Here is a 25,208-nt window from a genome sequence, read left to right as displayed (position 1 = left end):
ATATGACGAGGATATGTATTTTGGGTGATGCTGACAGCATTCATACAAAGAAATGGATTGATTATTTTTCAGAACTAAACTATGAAATACATTTAATTTCTTTAAGAGATACTAAATATAAATATGCAAACAATGTAAGTTTATATGTTTTAAATCCTCCTTTTAGTTCCAAACTTAGTTATTTTTTATTAATTCCTAAAGTGAAAAAATTAGTAAAGAAGATTAATCCAGACATTTTGCATAGCTTTTATGCATCAAGCTATGGAATGCTAGGCATGGCATGTAGACATAAATCATATATTGTTTCAGCTTGGGGAAGTGATATATATGAATTTCCTAAAAGCAATATATTTAACAAAGTATTGTTAGAAAAAATACTAAAAAGTGCTAGAGTAGTATGTTCAACTAGCAAGGACATGGCAAGGGAAATAGAAAAATATTATGAAGGGGAAATAATACTCACTCCCTTTGGAGTTGATATTGAAAAGTTTAAATGTACTACTCCTATTTTGGCTAATAATTACATTACTATTGGTATAACAAAAGGACTAGAAAAAATATATGGTATAAATTATCTAATAGAGGCTTTTTCAGAACTAAGTAAAGAATGGATAAAAGATAATATAAGACTTCTCATTGTAGGAGATGGCAGCGAAAAGGAAAATCTTAAATTGCTTTGTAAGGATAAAGGCATAGAGTCCAAGGTTACATTTACAGGAAGAGTAAGAAATGAAGAAATTCCACATTATCTAAATCAAATGGATATAGTTTGCTTTCCATCTTTAAGTGAAAGCTTTGGAGTTGCAGCAGTTGAAGCTGGGTCGTGTAAAAGACCTGTATTAGCATCTAATGTAGGTGGGTTAAAAGAAGTAATAATCGAAGGATATAATGGTTATCTAGTTGAAAAAGAAAATAGTAAGATGATAAAGGAAAAGCTAAAATTTATGCTTTCAAATAAAAATAACCTTCTTGTGTTAGGTGAAAATGCTAGAAAGCATGTGGAAGAAAATTATAATTGGAAGAATAATGCTAAAATTATGATAGAAGTTTACAGCAGATACATTTAGATAAAAATTGAATAAGGTTAGAGGTGAAAGAATGAAGATTCTATTCTTAACACAGTATTGCCCACCAGAGGTAGGAGCACCACAAAATAGAATTTTTGAATTTGCAAAAGAGCTAAAGAAATTGGGACATGATATTACTATTTTAACTGCTATGCCAAACTATCCTAAAGGAGAAATTTTTGATGAATATAAGGGTAAAAAAGTTTTAAAGGAAGAACTAGAAGGTATAAAAATAGTTAGAACTAGTATTTATGCTACTAAAGAAAAAAGCTTTACTAAAAGAATGAGGAATTACCTTTCATTTACATTCTCCTCAGTGTTTCAAGGAGCTAAGTACATAGAAAAACAAGATGTAATAATAACAGAATCTCCTCCACTATTTTTAGGATGGTCTGGATATGTACTATCGAAGTTAAAGGGTGCTAAATTTGTATTTAACGTATCAGACTTGTGGCCTGAATCAGCAATAAAGCTGGGAGTATTAAATAATAAATTGTTTATTAAGATGTCCACATGGCTTGAAGAATTTTGCTATAGAAAAGCAGATGCAGTAACAGGACAAACTAAAGGGATTGTTGATAATATAGTAAATAGAGGATTTGATAAGTCAAAGGTTCATCTAATAACCAATGGTGTAAATACGGAATTCTTTAAGAAGGAAAACAGAGATGAAAACTTTAGAAAAGAGATAGGTATAGAGAATAAGTTTTCTATAGTTTATGCAGGAATTCATGGTCTTGCTCAAGGATTGGAAGTGGTAATAGAAGCTGCGGAGATTTTGAAAGATTATAAAGATATACAGTTTATTTTCATTGGAGATGGGCCTGAGAAAGGCAAACTTATAAACATGAGTAAAGAGAAAAATTTAGAAAATGTAAAATTTTTGCCTGTACAACCAAAATCCAATATGCCTAGAATAATTGCATCTATGGATGCAACAGTTATTCCTTTAAAAAAGCTGGATTTATTTAAAGGAGCTTTACCTTCAAAAATGTTTGAGGCTTTAGCTTCACAACTTCCAATAATTCTTGCTGTGGAAGGAGAAGCAGCAAAATTAATAAATGATGCACAAGCTGGAATAGTAGTAGAGCCAGAAAACCCAGAAGCTATTGCAGAAGCAGCTTTAAAATTATATAATGATATAGAGCTTAGAAAAGAGTTGGGTAGAAATGGAAGAAAGTATGTTATGGAGAATTTTTCAAGAGAAAGTATAACAAAAAAGCTGGAAAAGATACTGTTAAATTTATAATATATAGATCTCTCCATATCTAATAAAATTAACATTTGGCACGCTGATTTGCGTGCTAATTTTGTGTAACTACAGGCATGTATAGAATTTTTAAGAAGGTGAGAAAATGAGTGCACTAAATAAAATTTTTAACTGCATGATATTGATATACGTAATTATGTTTCCTTTACTTCCTGTTAATTTAAAAATCAAAGGTTTTTCATTAGGAGATTTTATTTTTTTCATTATAGTATTATTCTATTTATTATTAATAATAAGCAAGAAACAAAGCAGAGGTAGGTTTATTAAAGGGATAAGAGACTTTTTCAATGACTATTTAAGCCTACCTATGTTTTTATTATTAGTATTAATGCTTTCATCTATAAGTTATGCAAAAGAAAAAACTCTTGCTTTCAGTGAAAGCTTAAGATTTCTATACTATATTATTCTTTATTTTATAATTAAATATGAAACTAGAAGCAGATCTATATTTAATTCTATTTTAAAAGTCTATATTGCAGTATCTTCTATAATAAGTGCTTTTGGAATAGTGCAATACTTTACTAAGATAGGACTAGATGAAAAATTTATATATGATCCTAAGAAATACTCTGTACCCGTAAGAATTACTTCAACTTTAGATAATCCAAATACTCTAGGAGCATTTTTAATTTTAGTTATATTTCCTACGATAATGTTAGCTATATATGCGGAAAAGAAATCAAATAAACTTATATATTCAGTAGCCTCAATTTTAATGTTTATAAATATTGGATTAAGTTTTTCTAGAAGCGCATGGTTAGCCTTAGCTTTAGGAGCTTTTCTTTTAATTGTACTTTATAATTGGAAGGCTATATTACTTCCAATATTAGGTGTAGTATTAGCTTTAATAGTTCCGGCTATTAGAAACAGATTAGGAGATTTTAGTATAATATTTCAAGATCCTAGGATTAGTACATGGAAAATTGCAATTAAAATGATAAAGGATCACCCTATTTTAGGAGTTGGAAATGGAAATTACGTCAGCTTATACGGTGAATATGTATCCAGATTTCCTGAACTAATGTATAACCATAATACAAGATTTCCTTCTCATAATTCTTATCTAAAGGTGCAGAGTGAATTAGGTATATTGGGAACTATGTTGTTTATTATAATACTTATAGCCATCTTTATTAAATTAAAAAAGTTTTTATATATAGAAAAAGAGTTGCAACATAAAATATTTTTTAAAGGTTTTTTTATTTCAGCCATAGTTTTTCTATTTATGAATATATTTGATAACTTATTCTTTGTACCAAAAGTAAGTATGTATTTTTGGATTTTAGTAGCTATTTTTGAAGGAATTATTTATAATAGTAACTGTCAAAATAATGTACATTAAAAATATTTTATGGTGTAAAATATTTCTAAATGTAAGAGTAGGAGAGGATTTTGATGAATGCCAAAAATATAATAATAGATGTAGAAAAGGATATAGAAGCAAAAAAATTTCAATTCGCTGTAAAAAGATTTATGGACATAGTTTTATCTCTTATTGGAATTATCATTCTTATTCCATTTTACATATTAATTGCTATAGCTATTAAGTTGGATTCTAAAGGTCCAGTTATATTTAAACAAACAAGAGTTGGTAAAGATAACGTTCCTTTTAAAATATATAAGTTCAGAACCATGGTTCCAGATGCTGAAAAGAAAAGAGAGCTTGCTATTGATGCCGACAATATTGAGAATTTTATATTCCAAAGCAAAAGTGATAATAGAATAACAAGGGTTGGAAGCTTTCTTAGAAAGACAAGTTTAGATGAAATACCTCAACTGTTTAATGTTCTTATTGGAAATATGAGTTTAGTAGGACCAAGACCTGAAATTCCAGATGTAGTAAAATTCTATCCAGAAGAATATAAACAAAGATTATTAGTTTTGCCAGGAATCACTGGTCTTGCTCAGATCAGTGGAAGAGGAGAAATAGAGCTTGGGAAAACTATATATTATGATTTAACTTATATTAAGAACTTTTCTATTTTATATGATATAAAGATATTATTTAAAACAGTACTAAGTGTATTTAAAAGAGAAGGTGCCTTCTAAAATAGGAATAGTAGGTGAAAACATGTTTACAAAAATACTAAGGTATAATGTTTTTAATAAGTCAAAATCTGAATTTATGAGTTATATACAGAACTTTGAAAAGATTAACATTATCTCTGGGAATCCAGAGATTTTATATAGTGGACTTAAAGATGATGCTTTATTTAAACTATACACTCATCCAAACTCAGTAATAATACCTGACGGTATAGGTACTGTCATAGCATCTAAAATTGTAAAAGATCCAGTAAAGGAGAAAATACCGGGAATTGAGGTTATGGAAGACATAATTAAGAAATGCGAAAGAGAAAATAAAAGCATATACTTGGTTGGAGCAAAGGAAGAGATTTTGAAGGAATGCATTATAAATATAATATCAAAATATCCTGAATTAAAGATTGTAGGAAGTCATAATGGTTATTTTGATTTAGATAATTGCAATGATATAATACAAGATATACAGGAAAAAAAGCCTTTTGCTTTATTTGTAGCAATGGGGTGTCCAAGACAAGAAAAATTTATACAAAAATATTTTAATGTTCTTCCATGTAGAGTATTCATGGGAGTGGGAGGAAGCTTTGATGTTTTTGCTGGAAAAGTAAATAGGGCTCCAAGATGGATGATTAATTTAGGATTGGAATGGCTTTACAGAGTCGTAAAAGAACCTCTTAGAATTAAAAGATTGATGGTTATACCTAAGTTCCTAATAAAAGTTATTCGATCAACAAATTAATACAAAAATAAAAATAAGACAGTAAATATAGATTTCAGTGAAATACATAAATCAGTTTAGGGTGGTGAAAGAAATAAAAAATATAGCTAAGAACTTTTTATCCATAGGCACAGCTAACATAGTATCACAATTCCTAACTTTTTTAGTTATAGCTTACTATGCAAGGATTCTAGGTGTAGATAAATTTGGGCAAATAAGTTTAGCACAATCTATATTAACTTATTTCACTATGTTTACTTTGTTTGGATTTCAAACCCTAGGAATTAAAGAAGTATCTAAAAATCAAATATCCAAGGAAAACTTAGCTGGGAATATAATATTTATCAGATTGATTTGTGCTTTAATAGGTTTTTTAATTATGGTACTAATAGGATGTTTTACTAATAAGGGAATAGATTTTAAAGGTCTTATGGCTATATACGGATTGACTCTTTTTCCTTTAGCTTTTAATATTGACTGGTTTTATTTTGGCACAAAGGAAATGCAGTATAATGCAATATACAATGTATTAAAGTCAGCCTTTCCTTTTATTTTGACCATAATATTTTTGAAAAATAAGAATCAAATATATTTAATTCCTGCATTTATGGTTATAGGTATGGCAGCAGCTTCAGCTTTTCATGCCTATGTATTTTATAAAGTAAAAAAATTAAAATACAAACCTGCAATAACTGTAGATAAAGTAAAATTTCTCATATTAAATTCATTACCATTTTTACTTTCAGCCCTATTATCTCTTATAAATGGAAATATTGATTCAATTATAATAGGATTTGTGAGAACTGATAGAGAACTAGGTTTATATTCATCAGCTTATAAAGTTATATACTTTTTAATTAATCTAATAGCTATAATATTTACTCCATTTTTTCCTATACTTATAGAACTATTTCACAATAATAATTTAAGAAAATTGAAAAACACTGTTGACGATCTATGGAAGATAATAACGATGATAGCATATCCTATGTTGGTAGGAGGAATACTTTTATCTAAGCAAATTATTATATTGCTTTTTGGTGAGGAATTTAAAGAAGGGCATATTGTTTTTTGTATACTATTAATATATGCTTTTATATTATTTTTAAGGGAAAACTATGGATATAGCTTGAATGCCTGGGATAGAGAAAAATCATATTTAAAAATAGTCACTATTTCAGCTGTAGTAAATGCTATACTTAATTTAATTTTAATTCCTTTTTACGGAATTAATGCAGCGGCCATTACTACGGTTTTATCGGAAATAATTAACTTTGCTTTAATGAAAAAGGAAGCAGAAAAGGTTATAAGAGTGTCTTATCTTAAGTATTTTGTAAAGCTTTCCCCTGCAATAATATTAATGTGCGCTCAAATACTTATATTTAAATATACTCATATTAATGTAATAATAAATATAATTACTGCAGTTATTATATACTTTATATCATTGATGAGTTTTAAATATATATCTAAGGATGAAATAGTAGAGTTAATGAAAAGGAAATAACTAATGCATAATGCACTAACCAACATAAGGAGGGTGGGATATATGAGATATTGCGTTTTGTATCCCAATACTAAGAATGTAAATTTGGTAAAAGAGATGGGAATGATTCCTTATAAACTATATAAGAATTTTGGATATGATTCAAAGATTGCTTGTTACAATCTAGATAAATATACATATTTAAATGAAGAAGTTAAAGGACTAAAAATAGATTTTATTGATAGAAAGTATAATAACTATAGCTTGGATGGACTTAGATATTTAAATAGAGAAGCAAAAAATATAGATATTCTACAAATATTTCATGTAACATTGTATTCCCTCTTATATGCTTTTAGATTCAAAAAGCTAAATCCAAGAGGCAAGATTTATCTTAAACTAGACTGCAGTCATAAACTAATAGAGAGAATAGAATCTCTAAATAAGATACAATATATGTTATTAAATAAATATTTAGATAAAGTTGATTTAATAAGTGCAGAACAAAAAGTGCTATTTGAAAAATTAAAAGAACTTTTACCAAAACAAAAACATAAAATTATCAATATACCTAATGGAATTGACTATGATTACTTAATTAAAAAAAATATAAAATATGATTATAGTAAGAAAAGAAACATAATTCTTAGTGTGGCTAGAGTAGGTGCGGAAGAAAAAAACACACAGATGCTTTTAAATGCATTTGCTAAAATAAAAAATATACAAGATTTAGGATGGAAACTCAGAATAGTTGGACCTATAGAAGTTGGATTTCAAGAATATATAGATAAATTTTTTAAAGAATATCCTAATATAAAGGAACTAGTAGAGTTTACGGGAGAAATAAGCAATAGAGAAGAGTTGTTTAAAGAATATGAAAAGTCTAAAATATTTTCTCTTACTTCAAAATTTGAAAGTTTTGGTATAGCTTTTATTGAAGCTGCAGCTTTAGGGAATGTTATTGTATCTACAGATGTAGGAATTGCAAAAGAGATTGTAGCAGATGGAAATGGAGCAGTGGTTAATATAGACGACACAGAAGAGTTATCTGTGCAGTTGGAAAAATTTATGACCAGTAACCATATGGAAGAATATTCCCTAAAAACTTGTGAATTATGTAAAGAAAATTTTGATTGGAACAAAATAATAAAATATTTAAATGATAATTTAAATAGGATTTCTCAATAATAAAATTCGTTATACTATTAGTATAATAGAACCTTCTACTAGCAATAATAAGGTAGAAGGAGGGCGATATCATGGAATTTTATGATGTGGTAAAAAAAAGAAAAAGTATAAAAAAGTTTAAGACTGGTCAATTGGACAGAGACAAGTTATTAAAGATAATAGATGCAGCTATGAGAGCACCATCATGGAAAAATTCAACTCCGTATAAATTTATTCTTGTAGATAGAGAAGATTTAAAGGATATTATAGCAAGGTCTATAATAAATAAATCTTATGAAACGGCAGAGGCTGTATCTAATGCTCCCGCTACCATTATAATAGTTGCAGATCCTAATGCTTCTGGTTCCATTGAAGAAAAAGATTTATACTTAGTTGACAGTGCTATAGCAATGGAACATTTGATACTTGCAGCTACAGAAGAAGGATATGGAACATGTTGGATAGCATCCTTTGATGAGAAAAAGATAAAAGAAGCCTTAGAAATACCTGATAACTATAAAGTAGTAGCTTTAACTCCAATAGGAGAAAGTGCTGAAGAAGAGGAAGAAAAACCTCATAAACCTAAGAAGGATATAAGAGATTATCTTTATGCAAACAAGTGGGAGAAATCTTATATGGACCAGAATGTGAAGGTTTTAATACATCACTAAGAAAACAATACTTTTTTATGCCATGGAAGAATTGCTCTGACATGGCTTTTTTTCTTGACATAGACAATATGTATATTTAGAATAAATTTATGTGCAGTTGGAAAGGAGATAATATATGGAGAAAAATATTTCTATAGAAGGCTACATTAATGATTTGTCTTCAAGTAAGCCTACTCCGGGAGGAGGAAGTGCAGCAGCGTTAAGCGCAGGTTTATCAAGCGCATTAACATCTATGGTCTTTAACCTAACCATAGGAAAAAAGGCATATGAAAACTATAATGATGAAATAAAAGGCAAGATTACATATGCGTTAAGAGCATGTGAAGAATATAATAAAATATTGTTGCAATTTATGAAAAAAGATGAAGAGGCCTTTGGAAGCTTTATGGAGGTTTTTAAGCTTCCTAAACATACAGAGGAGGAAAAATTAATAAGAAATGAGGAGATACAGAAAGGATATAAAAGAGCCTTAGAGGTTCCTCTTAATCTAGCAAAATCATGTATAGAACTTTATAAATATATACATATAGCATCAGAGTATGGAAATACAAATGTAGTATCCGATGCAGGGGTAGGAGCTATACTTTTATATGCTGCTATTGAAAGTTCTATTCTAAACGTAAATGTAAATTTAGCTGGAATTAAAGATGAAAATTATAAAGAGCAAATAATAAAGGAATGTGAAAAAATAAAAAAAGAAGCATCAGATTATAGATCAAAAATACTAGATATAGTGTATTCAAAAATCAAATAATGCTTAAATTGTATTTTATTACAGGCCTTATTGTAATTGGAGAGATGAAAATGCTTGAACTTTTTTTAAAAGAAATAGATGAACTATACAACATAATAAATGCACCTATAGACTACGTATTCAAAATAATGGCCATAGAAAAGCAGAAAAAAGTTTTTAATATATGGGATGATAATTTTTCAACTATGTATATAAAGCTTATAGAAAAAGAAAGAGGAAAAGCTGAAGGAGTTGTATACACGCCAAAAGAAATAGCTGATTATATGGCAAGGGAAGTAATATTAAAAGAAGATTTAATAAATAACCCTTTTATCAAAGTCATAGACCCATCCTGTGGGTGTGGAGATATTTTACTATCATGCTATAGAAGGTTGAATTACTTATATGAGAATAATTTAGAAGAAATAAATAAAAGAAATAATATTATGCTAACAAAAGAGGATATACCTAAACATATTATTGATAATAATTTGTTTGGTATTGATATAGATGGAAAAGCGCTTAAAATTTTGGCTGTAGATTTGTTTTCAATTAGTGGACACTATAATAGCAGTAATTTTAAAAATTTAGATTTTTTAATAGATGATATAGAAGAGAAATATGATATTATAATAGGAAACCCACCATATGTTGGACATAAGTCTATAGACAAAGATTATAGTAAGAAATTAAAAAGAAAGTTTAAGGAAATTTATAAGGATAAAGGAGATATATCTTATTGTTTTTTTAAAGAAGCTTTAAATAGGCTTAATAAAAAAGGAAGATTGTCTTTTATAACTTCAAGATATTTTATAGAAGCTCCAAGTGGAGAAGAACTTAGAAAGGTATTAAAAGAAGTTTGCTCCTTATATAAAATAGTTGATTTTTATGGGATAAGACCTTTTAAAAAGGTGGGTATAGACCCTGTTATTATATTTTTAATCAATGAGCAAGAGAGAGAAGAGAATATAGAAATAATAAAGCCTATAGACAGTAGAAGAAAAAATAAGGATAAATTTTATGAGTCTTTATTTTTGAATGAAGGGAATTATTATAAAAGATTTTTTATAAATAAAAATCTTTTAAACAATAAGGGATGGATATTAAGAGATAAAAAAGAAAGGGATATAATATCTAAAATAGAAGAAAGAAGTTTTACTAACTTATATAATATATGTGAAAGTTATCAAGGGATTATTACAGGATGTGATAAAGCTTTTATAGTAGATAAAAAAACAATAGATGAAGAAGACTTAGAAAAAGACATTATAAAACCTTGGATAAAAAGCAGTTACATAAATAGAGGAAATGTAGACAAACAAGATACATATTTAATTTATTCCGATTTAATAGAAAATCCACAGGAATATGAAAATGTAATGAAGCACATAGGAAGGCTAAAGCACAAGCTTATGGAAAGAAGAGAGTGTAAAAGAGGGGTGCGCAAGTGGTATGAACTTCAGTGGGGAAGAAAAAGAGAAATTTTTGATGGAGAAAAAATAATATTTCCATATAAGTCCAGCAGCAATAGATTTGCCTTAGATAAAGGGAATTATTTTAGTGCTGATGTGTATGCTTTAGTATTACGTGAAAATGTTCCATTTACATATAAATATTTAATTTCATTATTAAACAGTAAAGTATATCAATTTTATTTTCAAAGCTTTGCTAAAAAATTAGGAGATGATTTATATGAGTATTATCCTAATAATTTATTGAAGCTTTGTATACCTACCATGGGTGAAAAAGAATGTTTAGAGGAAGAAGATTTACATATAATATTTAATTTAAGTGAAGAAGAAATAAATATAATCGAAGAATATACTAGATAAAGATATTTAGCAAAGTTTTTGCGGATATCTTTATTTTTTGCATAATTAATAAAAATATGGAAATAATACAAATATGAGTAAAAATATTTGTAATAATGAAGGAAATTAGTAAAAAATATAGAATTAATTATAAAGACAGTTATTTTTATAATCACGGGAGGGGTAAAATGAATCTTAATTTTGAAAACAAAGGGGATAAGCTAATTGTGCATATGATGGGAGAATTAGATCATCATAGTGCAGAAGAAGTAAGAAATAAAGTAGATGATAGACTAGAAAGGGAAGGATGCAATAAGCTTATAATGGATTTTTCTGGAGTAACATTTATGGATAGCTCAGGCATAGGTGTTGTCATAGGAAGATACAGAAAATTATCGTCAAAAAATGGTAAAGTATATATAACAAGGGTAACTGGTTCAGTTAGGAGAGTATTTGAACTATCAGGGATGTTTAAGATTATTCCTTTATACGACAGTGTAGAACGAGCTTTGGATAATATGTAGTGGGGGGAGAAATAATGAGTCATAATAAAATGAAAATAGAGTTTTTAAGCAAGTCAGAAAATGAAAGCTTTGCCAGAGTAGCGGTAGCAGCTTTTATATCTCAATTAGACCCTACAATAGAGGAGCTTTCAGATGTGAAAACTGCAGTATCAGAAGCTGTTACTAATGCGATAATCCATGGCTATGGACATGAAAACGGAATAGTTACAATTGAATCAGAAATAAATGACGATGAAATCACTATAAAAATAGAAGATAAAGGAATAGGAATAAAAGATTTAGAACTAGCCATGCAGCCTCTATACACTTCAAGGCCAGACTTGGAAAGATCCGGAATGGGATTTACTGTAATGGAAACATTCATGGATAATTTACAGGTTGAGTCAAGTGAAGGAAATGGGACTAGGGTTACTATGAAGAAAAAGTTTAAATCTCTGAATTAAATGTCTTTAAAGGAAGGAGGAAAAACCTTGAATTTGGTTTGGATAAATTATGAGTGAAGATATAGCTAAAAATAATACATACAAATACGAGGAAAATTTAGACTTGATAAAAAAAGCCAAGTCTGGAGATAAAGAAGCTTTAGACAAACTCATTGAAAATAATCTTCCTTTGGTTTCTTCCATAAGCAAAAAATTTTTAAATAGAGGATATGAATATGATGATATATTTCAGATAGGGTGCATGGGTCTAGTAAAAGCAGTAAATAATTTTGATGAAAAATACAATGTACAGTTTTCAACCTATGCAGTACCAATGATTATGGGAGAAATAAAGCGTTTTTTAAGAGATGATGGATTAATTAAAGTTAGTAGAAGTATAAAATACGCTGCAAGAAAATTGCATTATGATAAAGAAAAACTTACAAAGCAATTGAATAGAGAACCTACTGTTGAAGAACTGGCAAAGTTTTCAGGTATGACTTCAGAAGAAGTTGTCTTTTCTATAGAAGCTGTTAACGAACCTAAATATTTATATGATACTATACATCAAGATGATGGCTCACCAGTTTATCTTATTGACAAAATAAAACAATGTGAAAATGAAGGCACAGAAACTTTGGACAAAATAGCTTTAAAAGAGGCTTTAAGTAAATTAGATACAAGGTCAAGACAAATTATAATACTTAGATATTTTAAAGATATAACTCAAGTGAAAGTAGCAAAAATGTTAGGAATAAGTCAGGTACAGGTTTCACGAATAGAAAAAAAAGTGCTTAAAATTATGAAAGAAAAGCTTAGTGGATAGGATACAAAACGTGTATCCTATTTTTTTATATAAATTTTTGTTTAAAAAATTTTTTATTGCGAAAAATAAGTATAAACAAAAATTATAATAGGAAGGTATGGATATGAAGGTTAAAGAAGAGCATTTAATGAAAAGATTTAAAGACATAACAAATAAAGAGATGCCTAAATCAAACTTAGCAAAAGATTGTATAAAAGCTTTTGTAGTAGGAGGACTTATTTGTGATATAGGTCAAGTATTTAATGAAATCTATGGTAATCTTGGTCTTGGAGTAGAGGAAACAGGAGCTTTTGTATCTATTACCATGATTTTTTTAGGCTCATTACTAACTGGAATTGGTGTCTATGATAAAATAGGAGATTTTGCAGGAGCAGGATCCGTAGTACCAATAACAGGATTTGCAAACTCTATTGTAGCTCCTGCTATGGAGTTTAAAAAGGAAGGTTTTGTTTTTGGAGTAGCAGCAAAAATGTTTACCATAGCAGGTCCAGTCCTTGTATATGGCATTGGCTCATCAATTATAGTGGGAATTATTTATTATTTTATGACATTATTTTAATGATTAAAGGATAAAATTTAGCCATTTTACTTAAAAACTAAACTATTTGAGCTAAGTTTGATTTAAGTTTTTTTACTTCAAAATAATTTTACACTTAAGAATATTGCTTATTATAAAAAAGGGGTGTTTATATGACAAAAAGGGCAGGAAGTCAAACAATAAGGTTAGATAATAAGCCTAAAATAATTGCTACAACAAGTATTGTAGGTCCTAAGGAAGGTGATGGACCTTTAAAAGATTATTTTGATATTATACTGGAAGATGATTTAAATGGAGAGGATAGCTTTGAAAAGGCGGAAAGCAGTATAATGTATAAAGCAATAAAAGAAACAATAAAGAAAGCTGGTTTAAAAGAACAGGATATTCATTACTTAGTGGCTGGTGACTTATTAAATCAAACCGCTGCATCAAATTTTGCAGCTAGAGACATAGACATACCTTTTTTAGGCCTTTATGGAGCATGTTCTACTATGTCAGAGTCTTTAGCTGTTGCGTCTTTATTAATAGATGCAGATTATGCTGACTATACAATTGCAGCAACCTCATCACATTTTTCATCTGCAGAAAGACAGTTTAGATTTCCATTAGAAATGGGAAGCCAAAGAACACCTACAGCTCAATGGACTGTAACTGGTTCTGGAGCAATGCTTTTGGGGAAGAATGGAAACTTTCCTTATATTACTTATGTGACTTTAGGAAAGATAAAAGACTATGGCCAAACTGATGCTAATGATATGGGATCAGCTATGGCTCCAGCTGCAGTAGATACATTAAAACAGCACTTTTTAGATACAGGTAGAAGTCCTCAAGATTATGATTTAATTGCTACTGGTGATTTAGGAATGCTAGGTAAAAAAATCACAATAGAACTTATAAAAGAATATGATTATGATTTGAGTGAAAATTACATCGATTGCGGAGATGAAATATTTGATAAAGAAAGGCAGAATGTCCAGTGTGGAGGAAGTGGATGCGGTTGTTCTGCTGTAGTAAGTTGTGGTTATATATATAAAAATATGCTAAAAGGGAACTTCAAAAAAGTATTGCTAGTATCTACAGGAGCATTGATGAGCCCTACAACATCACTTCAAGGTGAAAGTATACCAGGTATTGCTCATGCAATATCCATAGAGTTTGGAGGTAAATAATATGAATGATTATATTATGGCTTTTCTAGTAGGAGGAATAATTTGTGTTATAGCACAGATTCTCATGGATAAGACAAAGCTAACGCCTGGAAGAATATTAGTGATATTTGTTACAAGTGGTGTAATACTTGGAGCATTAAAAATATATGATCCTATAATAAAATACGGGAAAGCAGGAGCTAGTATACCTCTTCCTGGTTTCGGATATAACCTAGCCAAATCTGTAATAAAGGAAGTAGATGAAAGAGGATTTTTAGGAGCTTTTACAGGAGGAATAAAAGGTACTGCAGCTGGAATAAGTGCAGCAATTCTTTTTGGATATTTAATGGCATTAATTTTTAATCCTAAATCAAAAACATAAAATTAAATGGAAACCAAAATTTTGGTTTCCATTTAATTTTAATCATTATTTTTATTTTTAAATTTGGAAATAAAATCATTAGTATTGTTTACAGGTCTATCATTTTTTTCATTGTTTGAATTACCTTTAAAATTATCGGTATCATCACCTATATTTTTTTCGTCTTCTTCATCATCTGTATCCTCTAAATCTTCATCTATTAAATCATCATCAGGAACTTCATTTTCTAGCTTATCTGTAGAATATTGAGTGCTATTATCTTCTGACCTAGGCAGTACATATTGTTGATCTGCTAATGGAACACTAGGAATATAATCTCTTCTTATAAACACTCTAGATTCAGTTAAGCTTGAAGGTGTAAAAGGAGTAGCTAATTTACCATTAAATTTGTTTACTAGAGCCTCAACGTGAATATTATCTACAGTAGTAGGAACGGTACCTTTTATAAATAATTCAGTATAAACCTGACTTCCTCTAGGATCTCTATAGGATAGTTCAGAAGGGAGCAATCCAGATACTCTATCTACTGCTGAACTTGTTATACCTGAAGGAGGAGTAATATCCTTAACAGGAAGGTCTTTAACTGCTTCGTTCATTATTTTACCAAATAAGTAAGCTGCATGACTGCTGTAAATAGCCTGTTGATATTTATTTTCTATCCATATAGAACCTGAGTAGTAAGGAGTAAGTCCAGAAAACCATACATTCTTAAAATTAGTAGAAGAACCGGTTTTTCCAGCTAGTGGTATATCACTAGTATAACTGTCATTAGCTCGATAAGCAGTACCACCTCTTACAGGTTCTTTTAGTAAGTCATACATTATATAAGCTGCTTGAGGAGATATTACTTTTCGAGTTTCAATTTTAGTTTCCAGTATAGTATTACCTGTTCTATCTACAACTCGTGTATATAGTCTAGGCTCTGTATATAGACCATTATTACCAAAAACTCCATAAGCATTAGCCATGGTAAAAGTATTTGTACCATAACTTAGCTCGCCAAGAGCTAAAGCAGCTATACTATGTTTATCTGCATCATCAAATTTTATACCAAATTTTTCTCCATATCTAACACCTGTATCTAAGCCAATCATGTCTTCCAATTTTATTGCATATAAATTCACAGAATCCTTTATAGCGTTTCTCATGTTCAAGTACCCAGAATATACTCCATTAGAGTTCTTTGGTTGCCAAGGTTTTCCGTTGGAGCCATACTTGTTTGCCAGTTCCGGTGAAAGAGGTGAATCCTCTATTACAGTAGCAGCTGTAGCAAGTTTCGTATCAATTGCAGGGGCATAAACAGTTAATGGTTTTATACTAGAACCAGGTGGTACCTTAGCGTCTAATGCTCTATTATAAGACATAGCAGGCTGTTTTCCTCTACCACCTATTATTACTTTGACTTCACCAGTATGATAATCTGTAATTACTAAAGAAGCTTGAGGGTGAACTATATTGTTTTTATCAGTACGAGAAAAACTGTTCAACTTAGAATCTTCATCTAAAATCTGCTGTGCTTTAGTTTGAAGATCTTTATTCATTGTACTGTAAATTTTCAAATTACCATTCATTAATAAGTTTTCAATTTCATCATCGGTATAATTATAGACTTCTTTTAAGTCTTTTTTTACATCACTCACAACTGCTCTTGAGAACCATTCAAAATTATATCTATCGTCTTTAGAAGTAGCTCTTCCAAGTACAGTTTTTCCTAGAGTTTGGACATCTTTATCCTGTGTTACTGAACTCTTTTCTATATTTAATTCAGCTATGGCATCTTCATATTCCTTATCAGAAATATAACCATTTTCTTTCATTTTGCTAAGAACTGTTTTTGTTCTATTTATATATTTAGAAGGATCCTTTGTTGAGGTTTTAGAATATGGATAATATACAGATGGACTTTGAGTTAAACCAGCAATAAAGGCGCATTGTATAAGATTTAAGTTCTTAGCAGAAGTTCCAAAATATTGTTGAGCAGCGGCCTCAACACCTATGGCTCTACCACCTAAAAATATAGTATTTAAATAAGCTTCTAATATAGCTTTTTTACCTATCTTTTTTTCAAGCTTAGGAGCTAAATACCATTCTTGAACTTTTCTTTTTATTTTTTGTGCAAAGGTTTCATTCTGGAATTCATAAAGCGTAGTTTTTAATAGCTGTTGTGTAATAGTGGAACCTCCACCGCCTTCAAGAGCAGATTTCCCCTGAAGTGTATTTTTAATATGTGTTAATGTAACACCAGCAATTCTTTTTAAATCTATACCTTTGTGCTTAAAAAAACGTTCATCTTCAATGCTTACAAAAGCATTAATAAGATTTTTAGGCATATCTTCATACTTAATTACTGTTTTTTTGTGAGGAGTAATTATGCTGTCCACATAATTACCTTTGTCATCATAAATCTTAGAGGCTTCACTAGCAGCAATAATTTCATTTATGTCTAAATCAGGCGCAGTTTTTATGACTGCAAGTGCGAGTCCTCCAGCGGCCACTCCAATCAACACACATATAACTAATAATGATAATAATATAATTTTAAAAACTTTAAATCCATTTTTCTTTTTCTTTTTTTTGCTCTTTTCCGGTTTAGCAGAAGGTGTGTTATTTTTATTTTCAATCATATATGTTCCTCCTTAAAAACTGATGGATAGGCTATGAAAATAAAATATTAAATAGCACAAATTAAATAGCATAAATATAAAAATAGTATACAATGAAATTATACACTATTTTTATGTTTTTGATAATACAATTATGTATGCAAATACGACAAGGTGTAACTTATTCCGACAAAATAGAATAAAAAAATAAAAATTACTATGTAATTACATAGTAATTTTTATTTTTCCCAATTAAATACATATGGTACATTTCTGAAATAATCACCATAGTTTAAACCATATCCAACTACAAATACATCAGGAATTTTAAAACAACAATAGTCAGGCTCAATTTCAACCTTTCTTCTATCTGGTTTATCTAGTAGAACACAACTTTTCACGCTATTTGCACCTAAAGATTTGACATGTTCTATTACAAATTTCATTGTTATACCTGTATCAACAATGTCATCAACTATAAGTACATCATATCCAGTAATATCATCTGGAACATCATTTACAACTTTTACATGACCAGAAGAGCTTTCATTGTGTTCATAGCTTGAAGTTGTCATAAAACCAATTTTAGTAGGAACAGTTATTTGCCTTACTAAGTCAGCTGTGTATATAAAGCTACCTCTAAGAAGTGAAAGTACATAAAGATTTTTTCCTTCATAATCTTTTGAAATTAAAGCTCCTAACTCTTTAACCTTGTTTTGAATTTGTTCTTCAGTTATTAGTATATTTCTTTTTCCATTCTCCATTTAAACCCTCTCCACTCAGTATTTACAACATTGGTTTTATAGTATAAAATAATATGAAAGTTGTCAAGGGGAATATTATATTATGAGAAAAAACTCTAGAAAAGAGGGAAAAAAATGATATATGGAAATATTGAAGGAATAAAGAAAACAATTTTACGAAAACTCGATTCATTATACGATTTTAAAGTAGATAAGGACATGATATCTAACCTTGAAATTATAGAGGTTATAAGCAGCATCACTGAAGATATAAATAAAGAGATAAGTGTTGCAATAGATAGAAAAGGAAATGTGGAATATGTAGCTATAGGAGATAGTTCTACTGTTGAGATGCCTATAGTAGATTTGAAAAATAAAAAATTATCAGGAGTGAGGATACTACATACTCATCCTAATGGATATTCGACTCTGTCAGGTTTAGATATTTCAGCTCTGGTGAAATTGAAACTGGATTGTATGGCTGCTATTGGGGTAGAGAATGGAAAAGCTAAAGAAATAACCTTAGGATTTTGTGGAATAAAAGACGATAAGTTAATAGCTGAAGTTACAAAACCATTAAAAATTGAAGAAGCTTTAAAGGTTAATATTCTTAATGTAATTGAAAACATAGAGAAAAATATAATTGAAAACGAAATTCATGAAGATAAAGGTGAAAGAGCTATTTTAGTCGGAATAGAAGATGAGGAAAGTTTAGAGGAATTAGAGGAATTAGCAAAGGCATGCAATGTAACTACTGTAGGTAAGATACTTCAAAAAAGAAATAAAATAGATACAGCTTTTTATATAGGAGAAGGTAAAGTAGATGAAGTAGCTATGGAGAGGCAGGCAAGGAATGCTAATGTAGTAATTTTCGATGATGAATTATCTGCAGCACAAATTAGAAACTTAGAGGATGCTATTGGGTCAAAAGTAATAGATAGAACTACTTTAATTCTTGAAATATTTGCACGCAGAGCAAGAAGTAAAGAAGCAAAAATTCAAGTTGAACTTGCTCAATTAAAATACAGGCTTCCAAGGCTTACAGGTATGGGTACAGTATTATCTAGAACTGGTGGAGGAATTGGAACTAGAGGACCAGGAGAGAAAAAATTAGAAACGGATAAGAGACATATAAAAGAAAGAATTTATGATCTTAACAGAGAACTTGCTAAAATTAAAAAGAATAGAGAAATACAAAGAGATAAAAGGAGCAGGGAAAACATACCTAGAGTTTCTTTAGTTGGGTATACTAATGCAGGAAAGTCTACACTAAGAAATAAGTTATGTCAAATAGCATGTCCAAAAGATTTAGTTCAAAAGGATGAAGTATTTGAGGCAGATATGTTATTTGCAACCTTAGATGTAACTACTAGAGCTTTAGTACTACCTGATAATAGACTTATAACTTTAACTGATACAGTAGGATTTATAAGAAAACTGCCTCATGATTTAATAGAAGCATTTAAATCCACATTAGAAGAAGTTGTTAGTTCAGATTTGCTTATTCATGTTGTAGATTCATCATCGCATAAAGCTAAAGAACAAATAGATGCGGTCAATGAAGTTTTAAAAGAATTACATGCTGATAATAAGCCCACTATACTAGTATTAAATAAAATTGATATGGCATCAGAAGAAGATATAAAAGCCTTAGAAGATGAATATAATAATATAAACATAGTTAAAATTTCGGCTAAAGAAGGCTTTAATTTAGATGAACTCCTTAATAGTGTATCAAAAGTTCTTCCTAATCCATTAAGAAAAGTAGAATATATAATTCCTTATACTGACAGCGCTGCAGTAGCATTACTTCATAGAAGTGCTAAAGTTTTGAAAGAGGAGTACGAAGAGATGGGAACTCATATAACAGCTATGGTAGATGAAGAGATTTACAATAAATGCAAACAATACATTAAATCATATTAAGATATATAAAATCGCAGCAAATAAATTGAAAATATCTAGATATATAATGCACTATAAAAAATTATAATCTTTATTATAATCTTTTTTGCAAAAAAGATTATAATTTTTACTACTGAATTTGTAAGGTTTATGGGATAATGTTAGAAAAAATAAAAATATTCTGGATTATTAATATGGAGGAATCATTATGGAAAAGGTTTGTCCGGTGTGCAATAAAATAAATGATATAAAGTATAAATGTAAAAATTGCGGAAGTGAAATGGTAGATAAGGGAAGGAAGCAAGAGTATTTTAATGATTATAGTGCAGATGACCCTATCTATGATATTGGAGATTATTGCCTCCATCTTTTTAAATGCAGTAAATGTGACTTTATGGAAGATACTTTAGTGAGAAGAGTGATTATGTAAGAAAGTTGTATTTGGCTCATCCTATGTTTATAATAGAATAATAATAAGGGGAGATTTTAGTGCTAAGTACTATTATGAAGTATCAAAAAGCTTTTAAATCATTAGTTGATAGACTTAAATCTAATGATTCTATACTTGCGGCTATGGTGTTTGGAAGTATTGTAACAGGAGATCTTTGGGAAGGTTCAGACATAGATTTGTTTGTTATATCAAAAGAAAATATAAGAGATATAAGAAATATATATACAGAAGAAAAAGGCATACCAGTACACATTAAGCTTATGAGCAAAAAGAGTTTACTAGAGATGCATAAAGAAGAGCTGATTGGAGGATTTATTCATAGAGTATTCGTATCTTCTAGATTAGTATTTTCTAAGGATGAAGAGATTACAGCCCATTATGATTTAGGGAGATATTATCCAGATGTGGATAGGGAAAAATGGAATATGGTTTATTTAGGAGATTTAATAAAAAGTATTGGTGTATGTAAAAAGTATTTGTATAATAATGGGATTTATATGGCATACAGCTATGCAGTAAAGTGTGTTGAAGAATTCTCAAAGGTATATATAAATTCTTCTGGATATATGATAGGCAAAGATGTTGTGACTATGGCTATGAATTTAAATGATGATTTAAAAAGGCTTATAGATGATTTGTTTTTCACATCTAAAGAAGAAAGCTATGATGCTATACAAAACATTTTAACTTTTTTTGAAGATAATATAGATGAAAACTTAAAAAAATATGCAAGCCTATTAATAAATTATATGAAAGAAAAAGATTGTTTTTTAAGCTCAGAGGATATTAGAAAAGATGATTTTTTTAAAGGATATGATATTGACTTTGAGGGGATTTTAGTGAAATTATGGGAAAAGGGCATTATTAAAAAGGAGAGCAGAGAACATAAGGATGAGCTTAATAATTTATTATTTAAAGAAAAAGTATATTTTATATAAAATCGCTTGGCATGCACATTTCTGAAACTAGAAAAGGTATGCCAAATTTATTTTAAATATAGAGGAGTGAATTTATGGATAAGTATTATATTAAATTTGATGAAGAGGAGCCTAAGTACGTTCAAGTTGCAAATCATATAAAAAAACTGATACATATTAAAAAAATTGCAGAGGGAGAAAAACTTCCATCTATTAGGGATTTGTCAAAGATATTGAATGTAAACACTGTCACTATAGTTAATGCCTATAGTAAATTGGAACATGAGGGTGTGGCTGTTAGAAAAATAGGAAGTGGCACCTATGTAAAAGAAAGAGAAGCCAATAGGAACTTACTAAAGGAGTATTCAAGTATATACAAAAAGATAAATGGAGGAACTTTAAAAGGCTATATAGATTTTACTGGAGAGGCGACTTGTAGTAAGTTTTTTCCAGTAGAAAATTTTAAAAAAATCTTGAATAAGGTTTTAGATAGAGATGGTGCTGAAGCCTTTACTTATCAAGATTCTTTAGGCTATGATGGCCTAAGAAAAAGTATCAATAAGTATTTTTGGAAAAATAAGCTTAATAGTGATAATATACTTATAGTTTCTGGAGCACAACAAGGTATAGATATAGCAGCAAAGGCAATAATCAACATTAATGATAACGTGCTAGTAGAAAAACCTACATATAGCGGAGCGTTGAATGTTTTTAAAAGCAGAAGAGCTAACATCCTAGAAGTAGATATGCTTGAAGACGGAGCGGATATAAATAGGTTAAAAAAAATATTAAAAAAGAATAAAGTAAAATGTTTTTATGTAATGAGTTATTTTCAAAATCCAACGGGAAGCACATATAGCATAGAAAAGAAAAAAGAGATTTTAAATTTAGCTGAAGAATATGATTTTTATATTATAGAGGATGACTATTTGTCAGAGCTTATATATGATGATAATATAGAATATAGGAGTTTTAAAAGTTTAGATATATATGATAGAGTTATATACATAAAAAGTTTTTCAAAGATTTTTCTTCCAGGCATAAGAATTGGGTATTTATTACCTCCAATAAAATTTAGTGAGAGTATGCAGAATTCTAAAGTCAATACGGATATTACAACTTCAAGTTTAATGCAGAGAGCATTGGATTTATATATAAATGAGGGATATTGGATAAAACATATAAGATTTCTCAATGAGGCATATAAAAACAGATATTTAGTTATGGAAAAGTGCATAAATGATATACTTAGTGCGAAAGTAGATTTTCACAGCCCAGGAGGAGGACTGAGTTTTTACTTAAAGATAAAAGATAAAATAAATATAAGCTCCATTGAACTATTTAATAAGTGCAAAAGAAATAAAGTAATAATAACACCTGGGGGTTTATTTTATAAGAACAGCATAGAAGGAGAAAAACACTTTAGATTGGGGTTTTCTGTAACTGATAAGGATGAAATTGAAAATGGGATAAAAATAATAAACAAATTGTTACAATAAAAGGATGAGCAATGTAATATGAAAAAAGGGCTTATGAGATTTGATTGGAATGCAATAGAAGATTATAGTGATGAAGATATTACATATTTTCTATTTTCAGAGGGGAAAAGTATAGATGCCATATGTAGAATAAGAAATATGGACAGAACAACTGTACAAAACCACATAATAGAAGGAAAAATAAAATATAGGTTCTTAGCAAAAAGCAACAACACTAAGGAATTTTTTGATGCAATAAAACTTGCTGGGAAAAGGGATAAACTTGAAGTTTTAAATTCTATAGATGAAGGAAATAAGAAAAGGTTAATACAATTTATTAGGAATAACTATGCTGATATGTATCCTAAAGATAAAGAAGCTGCAGTCTGGATATTAGGTGAGTTAAAAGACATAGAAAGCATAGATATTATACTTAAAGCATCCGTGAATAAGTTTGTAAATATAAGGAGAATGGCAGTATCTGCTATGGGTAAAATAGGAAGTAATAAGTGTGAAATAGCTTTAATAAGAGCTTTAGATGATGAAAATTCTCAAGTAGTTATGTACGCTATTAAGGCTTTAGAAAAGATTAAAAGCATAAAAGCAAAGTCTAAAATAGAACACATAAAAAATACTACTGAAAAGTCTTATTTAAAAAGAGCTTCAGAGAAATATTTTGAGAGTATATCCACTTTACTGCCGCAGCAGAATACATAATTTTTAAGGGGGAATTTTATGGGATACTTTACGATAAAAGATGAAGCAATAGAAGAGTTTGAAGAGAAAAAATCTATTTTCATAGGCCATGCTAAAAGAGTACACACTGAAGAAGAAGCTAAAGAATTTGTAAATAAGATAAAAAACAAACATAAAACAGCAACACATAATGTTTACGCATACATAATTGGAGAAAACATGGGAATTCAAAGATATAGTGATGATGGGGAACCTCAAGGGACAGCTGGTATTCCAGTATTAGAAGTAATAAAGAAAAATGAAGTTACTGATATTGCTGTTGTAGTAACAAGGTATTTTGGAGGAATTTTGTTAGGGGCAGGAGGATTAGTAAGAGCATATTCAAAAGGAGCTGCATTAGCTATAAGTAAGGCTGGTATAGTGGAAAAGGTAGAAGGATTGCCTTTAAACATAAAATTAGATTATGATTTATTAGGTAAAGTTCAATATGTATGTGCTCAAAACCTATGGCATATTGAAAATACAGATTATACAGACAAGGTAAACTTAACTATTCTAACTGAAATTGATAAAGTGGAGGAAATAAAAAATACAATTACAGAATGCACTTCTGGAAAATCAGAGTTTAAAGAAGATGAGAAAAGATACTACTTTAAGCTTGGAAACAGGCTATATGAATAGTAGAACAATAATTTGAAATGAAATTGTTGCTTGTGATATAATATTAGGCGACTGTTTAACAAAGAGGATCTATTAGAATAAACATATTTTCGATTTGAAGTAATACATAACTAGTTAGGGGGAATTTTTATGTCAGGACATTCTAAGTGGCATAATATACAAGCTAAAAAAAGTAAAAATGATGCTAAAAAAGGTAAGATATTCACTAAAATAGGTAGAGAGCTTATTTTAGCGGCTAGAGATGGAGGCTCAAATCCAGAAACAAATTCTAAGTTAAGAGACGTTATTGCAAAAGCAAAGGCTGCAAACATGCCTAATGATACTATTGAAAGAGCAATTAAAAAGGGTGCTGGGGAGCTTAGCGGTGTAAACTATGAAGAAATAATTTATGAAGGATATGCACCAGGTGGAGTTGCGGTTATGGTTAAGTTCTTAACAGATAACAGAAATAGAAGTGCTGCAAGTGCAAGGCATATTTTTGATAAATGCGGCGGAAATCTAGGTGCAACTGGATGTGTGTCATATATGTTCCAGAGAAAGGGACAGATTATAATCGAAAAAACTGATGAAATTGATGAAGATGAATTAATGATGCAAGCATTAGAAGCAGGTGCTGAAGACTTCAATGCTGAAGAAGAGGTGTTTGAAATCACAACAGATCCAGCAGACTTTTCTTCAGTTCGTGAAGAACTTGAAAAGGCAGGGTATAATTTTATAGAGGCAGACGTAACAATGATACCAGATGTTATGACGTCAGTTGATATGGAAACAGCACCAAAGGTTCAAAAGCTTTTAGATATGCTTGAAGATGATGATGACGTGCAAAGTGTTTACCACAATGCAGAATTTCCTGATGGATGGGAAGGATAAAAATAGTTAATAATAAAAGCCCCGTAAAAGTAACTAAATATGCTTTTTCGGGGCTTGT

The 25,208-nt window shown here is 29.5% G+C and carries 25 protein-coding genes; 23 read left to right on the top strand and 2 right to left on the bottom strand.

The window, feature by feature from the left end:
• Positions 1 to 2: 2 nt before the first annotated feature.
• From CPAL_RS03185 to spoVAE, 16 genes are all read left to right on the top strand, one after another.
• Positions 3 to 1,067: a glycosyltransferase gene (locus tag CPAL_RS03185; RefSeq protein ID WP_106024095.1), complete on the top strand. Its 1,065-nt coding sequence runs from the start codon at positions 3 to 5 to the stop codon at positions 1,065 to 1,067.
• A gap of 31 nt (positions 1,068 to 1,098) precedes the next feature.
• Positions 1,099 to 2,316, top strand: coding sequence for a glycosyltransferase family 4 protein (locus CPAL_RS03180; RefSeq protein WP_061857038.1), 1,218 nt, complete (start codon positions 1,099 to 1,101; stop codon positions 2,314 to 2,316).
• A 106-nt stretch (positions 2,317 to 2,422) separates the two neighbouring features.
• The gene (locus CPAL_RS03175; protein ID WP_061857037.1) at positions 2,423 to 3,679 is read left to right on the top strand and encodes an O-antigen ligase family protein; all 1,257 of its coding nucleotides are present in this window, start codon (positions 2,423 to 2,425) and stop codon (positions 3,677 to 3,679) included.
• Between the two features lie 53 nt (positions 3,680 to 3,732).
• Positions 3,733 to 4,386: a sugar transferase gene (locus CPAL_RS03170; protein ID WP_061857036.1), complete on the top strand. Its 654-nt coding sequence runs from the start codon at positions 3,733 to 3,735 to the stop codon at positions 4,384 to 4,386.
• 22 nt (positions 4,387 to 4,408) lie between these two features.
• Positions 4,409 to 5,119: a WecB/TagA/CpsF family glycosyltransferase gene (locus CPAL_RS03165; protein ID WP_061857297.1), complete on the top strand. Its 711-nt coding sequence runs from the start codon at positions 4,409 to 4,411 to the stop codon at positions 5,117 to 5,119.
• Between the two features lie 64 nt (positions 5,120 to 5,183).
• Entirely contained in the window at positions 5,184 to 6,605 is a 1,422-nt protein-coding gene (locus CPAL_RS03160) for a flippase (RefSeq protein ID WP_061857035.1), read from the top strand.
• A gap of 42 nt (positions 6,606 to 6,647) precedes the next feature.
• The gene (locus tag CPAL_RS03155) at positions 6,648 to 7,772 is read left to right on the top strand and encodes a glycosyltransferase family 4 protein (protein WP_061857034.1); all 1,125 of its coding nucleotides are present in this window, start codon (positions 6,648 to 6,650) and stop codon (positions 7,770 to 7,772) included.
• A 71-nt stretch (positions 7,773 to 7,843) separates the two neighbouring features.
• Entirely contained in the window at positions 7,844 to 8,422 is a 579-nt protein-coding gene (locus CPAL_RS03150) for a nitroreductase family protein (RefSeq protein WP_061857033.1), read from the top strand.
• A gap of 115 nt (positions 8,423 to 8,537) precedes the next feature.
• On the top strand, positions 8,538 to 9,176 hold the full coding sequence (locus CPAL_RS03145) for a cyclodeaminase/cyclohydrolase family protein (protein ID WP_061857032.1): 639 nt from the start codon (positions 8,538 to 8,540) through the stop codon (positions 9,174 to 9,176).
• A gap of 50 nt (positions 9,177 to 9,226) precedes the next feature.
• Positions 9,227 to 10,987 (top strand): N-6 DNA methylase family protein, encoded by a 1,761-nt coding sequence (locus CPAL_RS03140; RefSeq protein ID WP_061857031.1) that lies wholly within the window; start codon positions 9,227 to 9,229, stop codon positions 10,985 to 10,987.
• Positions 10,988 to 11,154: 167 nt separating this feature from the next.
• The gene (gene spoIIAA, locus CPAL_RS03135) at positions 11,155 to 11,490 is read left to right on the top strand and encodes an anti-sigma F factor antagonist (protein ID WP_061857030.1); all 336 of its coding nucleotides are present in this window, start codon (positions 11,155 to 11,157) and stop codon (positions 11,488 to 11,490) included.
• Between the two features lie 14 nt (positions 11,491 to 11,504).
• Positions 11,505 to 11,933 carry an anti-sigma F factor gene (gene spoIIAB / locus CPAL_RS03130; protein WP_061857029.1) on the top strand — a complete coding sequence of 143 codons (429 nt, stop codon included), beginning with the start codon at positions 11,505 to 11,507 and terminating at the stop codon, positions 11,931 to 11,933.
• 49 nt (positions 11,934 to 11,982) lie between these two features.
• Positions 11,983 to 12,738 carry an RNA polymerase sporulation sigma factor SigF gene (sigF, locus tag CPAL_RS03125; protein WP_061857028.1) on the top strand — a complete coding sequence of 252 codons (756 nt, stop codon included), beginning with the start codon at positions 11,983 to 11,985 and terminating at the stop codon, positions 12,736 to 12,738.
• Positions 12,739 to 12,841: 103 nt separating this feature from the next.
• Positions 12,842 to 13,297: a stage V sporulation protein AC gene (gene spoVAC, locus CPAL_RS03120; protein WP_061857027.1), complete on the top strand. Its 456-nt coding sequence runs from the start codon at positions 12,842 to 12,844 to the stop codon at positions 13,295 to 13,297.
• A gap of 131 nt (positions 13,298 to 13,428) precedes the next feature.
• Positions 13,429 to 14,445: a stage V sporulation protein AD gene (spoVAD, locus tag CPAL_RS03115; protein ID WP_061857026.1), complete on the top strand. Its 1,017-nt coding sequence runs from the start codon at positions 13,429 to 13,431 to the stop codon at positions 14,443 to 14,445.
• Between the two features lies 1 nt (position 14,446).
• Positions 14,447 to 14,806, top strand: coding sequence for a stage V sporulation protein AE (gene spoVAE / locus CPAL_RS03110; RefSeq protein WP_061857025.1), 360 nt, complete (start codon positions 14,447 to 14,449; stop codon positions 14,804 to 14,806).
• Positions 14,807 to 14,844: 38 nt separating this feature from the next.
• Here the strand turns inward: spoVAE and CPAL_RS03105 are convergent, their stop codons facing one another.
• Both CPAL_RS03105 and hpt read right to left on the bottom strand, forming a co-directional pair.
• The gene (locus tag CPAL_RS03105; RefSeq protein ID WP_106024082.1) at positions 14,845 to 17,430 is read right to left on the bottom strand and encodes a transglycosylase domain-containing protein; all 2,586 of its coding nucleotides are present in this window, start codon (positions 17,428 to 17,430) and stop codon (positions 14,845 to 14,847) included.
• A gap of 218 nt (positions 17,431 to 17,648) precedes the next feature.
• A complete protein-coding gene (gene hpt, locus CPAL_RS03100; RefSeq protein WP_061857023.1) occupies positions 17,649 to 18,173 on the bottom strand; it encodes a hypoxanthine phosphoribosyltransferase in 525 nt (174 codons plus the stop codon).
• A 114-nt stretch (positions 18,174 to 18,287) separates the two neighbouring features.
• Between hpt and hflX the strand changes: the two genes are divergently transcribed.
• The 7 genes from hflX (at position 18,288) to CPAL_RS03065 (ending at position 25,150) form a co-directional block, all read left to right on the top strand.
• Positions 18,288 to 20,078, top strand: coding sequence for a GTPase HflX (gene hflX / locus CPAL_RS03095; RefSeq protein ID WP_061857022.1), 1,791 nt, complete (start codon positions 18,288 to 18,290; stop codon positions 20,076 to 20,078).
• A 187-nt stretch (positions 20,079 to 20,265) separates the two neighbouring features.
• On the top strand, positions 20,266 to 20,487 hold the full coding sequence (locus CPAL_RS03090; protein ID WP_061857021.1) for a hypothetical protein: 222 nt from the start codon (positions 20,266 to 20,268) through the stop codon (positions 20,485 to 20,487).
• A gap of 59 nt (positions 20,488 to 20,546) precedes the next feature.
• Entirely contained in the window at positions 20,547 to 21,446 is a 900-nt protein-coding gene (locus tag CPAL_RS03085; protein ID WP_106024081.1) for a nucleotidyltransferase domain-containing protein, read from the top strand.
• A gap of 74 nt (positions 21,447 to 21,520) precedes the next feature.
• Positions 21,521 to 22,924 (top strand): MocR-like pyridoxine biosynthesis transcription factor PdxR, encoded by a 1,404-nt coding sequence (gene pdxR, locus CPAL_RS03080; protein WP_106024080.1) that lies wholly within the window; start codon positions 21,521 to 21,523, stop codon positions 22,922 to 22,924.
• Positions 22,925 to 22,942: 18 nt separating this feature from the next.
• Positions 22,943 to 23,620 (top strand): HEAT repeat domain-containing protein, encoded by a 678-nt coding sequence (locus CPAL_RS03075; protein ID WP_106024079.1) that lies wholly within the window; start codon positions 22,943 to 22,945, stop codon positions 23,618 to 23,620.
• 18 nt (positions 23,621 to 23,638) lie between these two features.
• On the top strand, positions 23,639 to 24,280 hold the full coding sequence (locus CPAL_RS03070; protein ID WP_061857018.1) for a YigZ family protein: 642 nt from the start codon (positions 23,639 to 23,641) through the stop codon (positions 24,278 to 24,280).
• Positions 24,281 to 24,409: 129 nt separating this feature from the next.
• Positions 24,410 to 25,150 (top strand): YebC/PmpR family DNA-binding transcriptional regulator, encoded by a 741-nt coding sequence (locus CPAL_RS03065; protein WP_061857017.1) that lies wholly within the window; start codon positions 24,410 to 24,412, stop codon positions 25,148 to 25,150.
• Positions 25,151 to 25,208 lie beyond the last annotated feature (58 nt).

It is taken from the genome of Clostridium thermopalmarium DSM 5974 (assembly GCF_002995795.1).
GTDB classification, from domain to species: Bacteria; Bacillota; Clostridia; order Clostridiales; family Clostridiaceae; genus Clostridium_H; species Clostridium_H thermopalmarium.
This window is presented reverse-complemented; position numbering and strand designations above follow the sequence as displayed.